This window comes from Bradyrhizobium sp., assembly GCF_036735945.1.
Taxonomy (GTDB): domain Bacteria; phylum Pseudomonadota; class Alphaproteobacteria; order Rhizobiales; family Xanthobacteraceae; genus Bradyrhizobium.
Genome location: NZ_DAINNI010000198.1, coordinates 1 through 6,046, shown reverse-complemented (window position 1 = coordinate 6,046; position 6,046 = coordinate 1). Strand labels below are relative to the sequence as shown.

Genomic DNA, 6,046 nt, shown 5'->3' with positions numbered 1-6,046 from the left:
CGACCCGAAATGTTCCACCAGCCCGCCCGGCAATCATGAATAAGACGGGCTAGCATGATGTGAAGGGACGAAGCGAAGAACGAAATTGGAGACAAGTCGAAGTTCGCTATTCGTCGGACGAGGTACTGCAGCGTCCAGATATAGCTGGCTAAGAATGTGTAGGTGACCATTCCCTGCCACTGTTGGGGATTTTCGAAGTGAATTGGGCCGCCGGCTCGCGGCGTGAAGGCGAACCAAAAGCAGAGAAGCGTCACGGAGACGTAGATTGCCACGGGAAAGATGTAATAGCGGACTGAATTGGCGTTCACCGTTCCGACGGTTCGTTCCGGATTGGAATCCGGATCATACTTGTATTTCACCAGCTCGAAGGACGGCAGGATGATGGGCCGGCCGCCGGACTTTGTGGACTGAAACAGCTGCTCGAGGTCACGGACAATCTCACGGCGGGAGGCGCGCACGTTCATGCGGCCAATATAGACGCCGATCGGCACGAGCAGGCTGAACAAGGCAATCGCTATTTCGCGAAAAAAATCGCTATTGAGAATGTGGGTCATGAGTATCCGCCTTTGTAAAGGAGAGCGGGGAAGTCCCTTGCCTTCAACGCATGGCAGGCGGCGTGCAACCGCGAAATACCTGCACGCATGATTCGTGCTTGGTTTCGGAACAATTGATGTCTACACGCAGTGACTGCACCTTACCGTGCGTTAAAAAATGTCCCGGAGGACAAACCGGTATGCAATCTCAAAGAATGCAATTTCAAGAGAAATTACTTACGGATAGTCAACCACAGATAGATAAGCCGGGCAAGGAAATGTCACGGCGGAAGTCTAAAAGTCTAAGCTAAAGCGAAGCAATATGGGCACTAGAAATTCCGGTCCAGCCACTTGAGTTCGCGGTGCGTTTTTGGCACGCCGGTCCCGTAGTTGCCCTTCCTGACCCGAGCCTAACACTATCTTGGCCCTCTCTCCGAATATTCGCGGCAGCCTGCTGATGGCGGTGTCCATGGCCGCGTTCACGGCGAACGACTCCATCACCAAGGTGGTGTCATCAGAGATGAACTTCGGCCAGGTGATGCTGGTGCGCGGGCTGTTCGCGATCGTGCTGGTCGCGGCATTCGCGTGGTATCATGGCGCGCTGCGTCCGCTGCGGACGCTGATGCTCAGGCCGGTGGCGCTGCGTGTCGTCGGCGAGATCGGCGGCACCATCAGCTTCATGGCCGCGCTCGTACATCTGCCGCTCGCCAACACCTCGGCGATCTTCCAGGCGCTGCCGCTGGCGATCACGCTCGGCGCGGCCGTGATCTTCGGCGAGCCGGTCGGCTGGCGGCGCTGGTCGGCGATCGCTGTGGGCTTCATCGGCGTGCTCATCATCGTGCGGCCGGGGCTTGCCGGCTTCAGCCAGTATTCGCTGTTCGCGCTGGTGTCGGTCGCATTCTGCGCGCTGCGCGATCTCGCGACCAGAAAAATTCCCGCCAAGATTCCGTCGCTGTTCATCACCTTGCTGACCACGGTGACGGTGACCAGCGCCGGCGGCGTGATTCTGGTTCCGCTCGGCGGCTGGATGTCGCCATCCGCCAATGCGCTCGCCCTGCAGGCGCTGGCTGCCGTGCTGCTCTTGATCGGCTATCACTGCATCATCTCGGCGCTGCGCACCGGCGACATCTCGGCGGTGGCGCCGTTCCGCTATTCCGCGCTGCTGTGGGCGATGATGCTCGGCTATCTCCTGTTCGGCGACGTGCCCGACACGATGATGGTGACGGGAGCCGCGATCATCGTCGCCTCCGGCCTCTACGCCTTCTACCGCGAGCGCATCCGCCACCGCGCATTGGCAGCGGAATCCTCCGGCCTGCCGCCGGATGGGCTGTGATCGTCTCGTGGCTACACCGGCTTGCCCGTGTAAGGCATCGAGGCGGTGAGGCCGCCGTCGACCGGGATCGCCTGGCCGTTGACATAGGAAGCATCGTCGCTGGCGAGGAACAGGCCCATCGCCGCGAGTTCATGCGGCTGGCCGGGGCGCTTCAAGGGATTGAGCTGGCCGATCTTGTCTTGGGTGCCGCGCTCCTTGGCGCGGTCGAACACCGGCTTGGTCATGCCGGTCTCGATCAGCCCCGGGCAGACCGCGTTGATGCGGACTCCGGTGCCGGACAGCGAATAGGCTGTCGTCTGCACCAGGCTGATGACGCCGGCCTTGCTGGCGCCGTAGGGGTGACCGCTGGCGCCGGCCTTGAGGCCCGCGACCGAAGCGGTGCAGACGATCGAGCCGGACTTCTGCCTGATCATGTGCGGCATCGAATGCTTGATCGCGAGGAACGGCCCGATCAGGTTGACGCGCAGCACCTCCTGCCAGTGTTCGACGGTCTGATCGGCGAGCGGCACCAGCCCGCCGCCGACGCCGGCATTGGCCCAGATCGCATCGAGCCGGCCATATTTCGCCACCGCCTTGTCGATGAAGGCCTTCACGTCCGCTTCCGAGCCGGCGTCGGCCATCACGGCCTCGACGGTGCCGCCGGCATCGCTGACGAGCTTGGCCGTCTCCTTCACGGCCTCGGTCTTGTCGACGATGATGAGCTTGGCGCCTTCCCTGGCGAACAGCACCGCTGCGGCGCGCCCGATGCCGCTTCCTGCACCTGTGATGACGACGGATTTGCCTTCGAGGCGGCCCATGAGTCTCTCCCTTGTAGCGCGATGCGGTCGACGTGTGCCGCCTTGCGGAATTCAAACAGAATTTCAAACGCCAAGTCACTTGAGACGACGAGTGCTCTGACGTACAGCGTCAACGAACAGTATTGAAGGGGCGTTGCGATGTCCAATATAGACAAGCCGAAAGTCGTCACGACACGCTGGTGGTGGGTGCGTCATGCGCCGGTGCGCGGCGATGGCGGCAACATCTACGGCCAAAAGGACATTGAGTGCGACACCAGCGACACCGAGGTGTTCGAAGCGGTCGCAAAGATCCTGCCGCGCAACGCGGTGTGGTACGCAAGCAATCTGAAGCGCACCCATCTGACTGCGGAAGCGATATGGGCTGCCGGCTTTCCGAAGCCCGCGAATATGATGAAGGATGCCGCCTTTGCCGAACAGCACCTCGGCGAGTGGCAGGGCATGAATCGCGCAGCATTTCTCGCCAGCCGTCCGGTCGGCAGCAGTTGGTTCGCCGACGTCAACGAGCCCGCGCCTGGCGGTGAAAGTTACATGGACCTCTATACCCGCGTTTGCCGCGCGATCGTTCGGATCAGCGTCGTGGAAGCGGGTAAGGACGTGATCGCGGTCGGCCACGGCGGCGTGATCAAGGCAGCCGTCGGCCTCGCGCTCGGCGGCCAGCCGGACCGGGGACTTTCGTTCGACATCGACAATGTCTCGGTGACGCGGCTCGATCACATCGCAAGCCTCGGCGTCTCGAGCTGGCGGCTGCCGATGGTGAACCAGCATCCCTGGATCGCCGATCCCAGGCACGCCGCGATGCATCAGCCGGCCGGGCCGGAGGTCAAGCTCGCCTAAGGCAGTTGTCGCAAGATGCGAACACTGCTTAGCTCAACGCCAAATTCAAGATCTCAATCAGGGAGAGAGACATGAGCTTGTTCGATATGACCGGAAAAGTCGCCGTCATCACCGGCTCCACGCGCGGCATCGGACGGGCCATCGCCGAGCGCATGGCCGAGCACGGCGCCAAGGTCGTGATCTCCTCGCGCAAGCAGGACGTCTGCGACCAGGTCGCCAGGGAGGTCAACGAGAAGTTCGGCAAGGGGACGGCGGTGGCGATCGCCGCCAACATCTCGAGCAAGGAAAACCTGCAGAACCTCGTCGACGAGTCCAATCGCGCGTTCGGCAAGATCGACGTGCTGGTCTGCAACGCCGCGTCGAACCCCTATTATGGCTCGCTGGCCGGCATCTCCGATGATCAGTTCCGCAAGATCCTCGACAACAACATCGTCGCCAACAACTGGCTGATCAACATGGTGGTGCCGCAGATGATCGAGCGCAAGGACGGCTCGATCGTCATCGTCTCCTCGATCGGAGGGTTGAAGGGCTCGACCGTGCTCGGCGCCTACGCGATCTCGAAGGCGGCCGACATGCAGCTCGCGCGCAACCTCGCCTGCGAATACGGCAAGCACAACATCCGCGTGAACTGCATCGCGCCCGGCCTGATCAAGACCGATTTCGCCAAGGCGCTGTGGGACAATCCGGACACGCTGAAGGCGTCCACCGCGCGTTCCCCGCTGCTGCGGATCGGCGTGCCCGACGAGATCGCGGGCGCCGCGGTGCTGATGGGATCGAAGGCCGGCGACTTCATGACCGGCCAGACCATCGTGATCGACGGCGGCGCGACGATCAGTTGAACTCGCGTCTCGGACGCGGTGCAGCGCGAAAACGCTGCCCCGCAGAGCCGGGACCTACGTGTCACGCCGCACGGTATGGGCCCCGGCTCGGCGACACATTACTGCGTGCTGCGTCGCGTCCGGGGCACGAGGCCTCACTCCACCGCCGCGTAGACCAGATCGCGCAGCAGGTTGCGGATATATTCGCGCTGTCCCGGGCCCTGCATCATGAACACCGTGAACAGGTCCTCGGCCGGATCGATGAAGAAGAACGTGCCGGCCATTCCGCTCCAGAAGAACTGGCCAAGCGAGCCCGGGAAGGGCGCGATGCCGCGCTGCGTGCGGACGGCGAAGCCGAGGCCGAAGCCGTGGCCGGGCGGCATCAGCGGCGAGTCCACCTTCACATTGGCCGTGAGGTGATCGGAGGCCATCAGCTCCAGCGTCTTGCGGCCGATGATCCTGTTGCCGTCGAGCGACCCGCCGTTGAGCAGCATCTGGCAGAACCGCGCATAGTCCATGGTGGTCGAGACCAGTCCGCCGCCGCCGGATTCCATCGCCGGCTTCTCGAGCATGTTGAAGAGCTGCACCTTGTCGCCGTTCCAGGGATCGGTCGCGTATGCCTCAGCCAGGCGGCCGGCGTTGGCTTCCGCGGTATGGAAGGCGGTCTCGGCCATCTGCAGCGGCGCCAGGATGCGTTCGGTGAGGAATGCGCCGAGCGACTTGCCGGAGACGACTTCGATGATGCGGCCGAGCACGTCGGTCGAGCGGCTGTAGTTCCATTCAGCGCCCGGCTGACACATCAGCGGCATGCCGGCGATCATGGTGGCATGCTCGGCATTGGTGATCTTGCGGCTGCGCAGCCGCGACTGCTGATAGAGCTGCTGGACCGGGCCGTTGCCGGTGTGGTCGTAGGTCAGGCCGGAGGTGTGCCGCAGCAGGTCCTGCACGGTCATCTGCCGCTTCACCGGCACGAGGTCGAGCTTGCCGTTGTTCTCGATGCCGACCTGCTGGTTGGCGAATTCCGGAATGAACTTTGCGACGGGGTCGCCGAGGATGAAGTGGCCGTCCTCGATCAGCATCATGATGCCGACGGAAACGATCGGCTTGGTCATCGAGAAGATGCGGAAGATGCTGTCATGAGCCATTGCCGTGCTGGCGGTCGGGCTCTGGCGGCCGATGGCGTCGAACCAGCCGATCTGGCCGCGCCGCGCCACCATGACGGTGGCCCCGGGCAGGGTTCCCTTGTCGACTTCGCGCTTGAAGGCGTCAGACATGGCCTGCAGGCGGGCGGGCGAGAGCCCGATTGTTTCGGGCCTGGCGTCGGGGAGAGAAGGGGTTTTCGGGCTGGATGACTGGCGGGCGGTGGCGGTCTGCGCGTTCATGGTCTCTCCCGTTGCGCTTGTTGTTCTGGTGAGGACAAAGTCTGGCGCATAAGCCGCGCTTTGGATAGGCGGAAAGCCGCTTCGCCCTTGCAATCGGGGTATGCCCTATGCTTGAAACGGCGCGAACCGGCGCACGCCGCCGGTTCCCTGCAGGAGTGTAGCTCAATTGGTAGAGCACCGGTCTCCAAAACCGGGGGTCGCAGGTTCGAGCCCTGCCACTCCTGCCAGCTAAATCAAGCACTTAATCCTGATTTGATAGCGACGGCTGAGGCTGGGCGACCGGGTTCACGGGCCGGCTAGCCCGTCTTATTCATCAGCGGATTGTTGAGAGGCTGGCGAGCGTGGCGTA

At 62.9% G+C, this 6,046-nt stretch carries 6 protein-coding genes and 1 tRNA gene; 4 read left to right on the top strand and 3 right to left on the bottom strand.

What is annotated here, in order from left to right; translation table 11 throughout:
* Nucleotides 1-554: hypothetical protein (locus V7E26_RS28785; RefSeq protein ID WP_324422779.1), on the bottom strand; the 554-nt coding region annotated here is incomplete at its 3' end.
* A gap of 400 nt (nucleotides 555-954) precedes the next feature.
* Here V7E26_RS28785 and V7E26_RS28780 point away from each other — a divergent pair.
* A complete protein-coding gene (locus V7E26_RS28780; RefSeq protein ID WP_324422778.1) occupies nucleotides 955-1,866 on the top strand; it encodes a DMT family transporter in 912 nt (303 codons plus the stop codon).
* An 11-nt stretch (nucleotides 1,867-1,877) separates the two neighbouring features.
* Here the strand turns inward: V7E26_RS28780 and V7E26_RS28775 are convergent, their stop codons facing one another.
* Nucleotides 1,878-2,663 carry an SDR family NAD(P)-dependent oxidoreductase gene (locus tag V7E26_RS28775; protein ID WP_324422777.1) on the bottom strand — a complete coding sequence of 262 codons (786 nt, stop codon included), beginning with the start codon at nucleotides 2,661-2,663 and terminating at the stop codon, nucleotides 1,878-1,880.
* A 138-nt stretch (nucleotides 2,664-2,801) separates the two neighbouring features.
* On the opposite strand from V7E26_RS28775, the gene V7E26_RS28770 reads away from it, so the two are divergent.
* A complete protein-coding gene (locus tag V7E26_RS28770) occupies nucleotides 2,802-3,497 on the top strand; it encodes a histidine phosphatase family protein (protein WP_324422776.1) in 696 nt (231 codons plus the stop codon).
* Between the two features lie 71 nt (nucleotides 3,498-3,568).
* Nucleotides 3,569-4,336, top strand: coding sequence for an SDR family NAD(P)-dependent oxidoreductase (locus V7E26_RS28765; protein ID WP_324422775.1), 768 nt, complete (start codon nucleotides 3,569-3,571; stop codon nucleotides 4,334-4,336).
* Nucleotides 4,337-4,470: 134 nt separating this feature from the next.
* On the opposite strand, the gene V7E26_RS28760 is transcribed toward V7E26_RS28765, so the two are convergent.
* Complete coding sequence (locus tag V7E26_RS28760) at nucleotides 4,471-5,697, bottom strand: serine hydrolase domain-containing protein (RefSeq protein ID WP_324422774.1); 1,227 nt, start codon at nucleotides 5,695-5,697, stop codon at nucleotides 4,471-4,473.
* Nucleotides 5,698-5,848: 151 nt separating this feature from the next.
* Between V7E26_RS28760 and V7E26_RS28755 the strand changes: the two genes are divergently transcribed.
* Nucleotides 5,849-5,924 (top strand) — tRNA-Trp (locus V7E26_RS28755).
* Nucleotides 5,925-6,046: the final 122 nt, after the last annotated feature.

Bases quoted from the DNA above. Each gene is read 5' to 3' on its own strand.
- V7E26_RS28775 (WP_324422777.1), bottom strand. From the start codon at position 2,663: ATGGGCCGCCTCGAAGGCAAATCCGTCGTCATCACAGGTGCAGGAAGC.
- V7E26_RS28760 (WP_324422774.1), bottom strand. From the start codon at position 5,697: ATGAACGCGCAGACCGCCACCGCCCGCCAGTCATCCAGCCCGAAAACC.
- V7E26_RS28765 (WP_324422775.1), top strand. From the start codon at position 3,569: ATGAGCTTGTTCGATATGACCGGAAAAGTCGCCGTCATCACCGGCTCC.
- V7E26_RS28770 (WP_324422776.1), top strand. From the start codon at position 2,802: ATGTCCAATATAGACAAGCCGAAAGTCGTCACGACACGCTGGTGGTGG.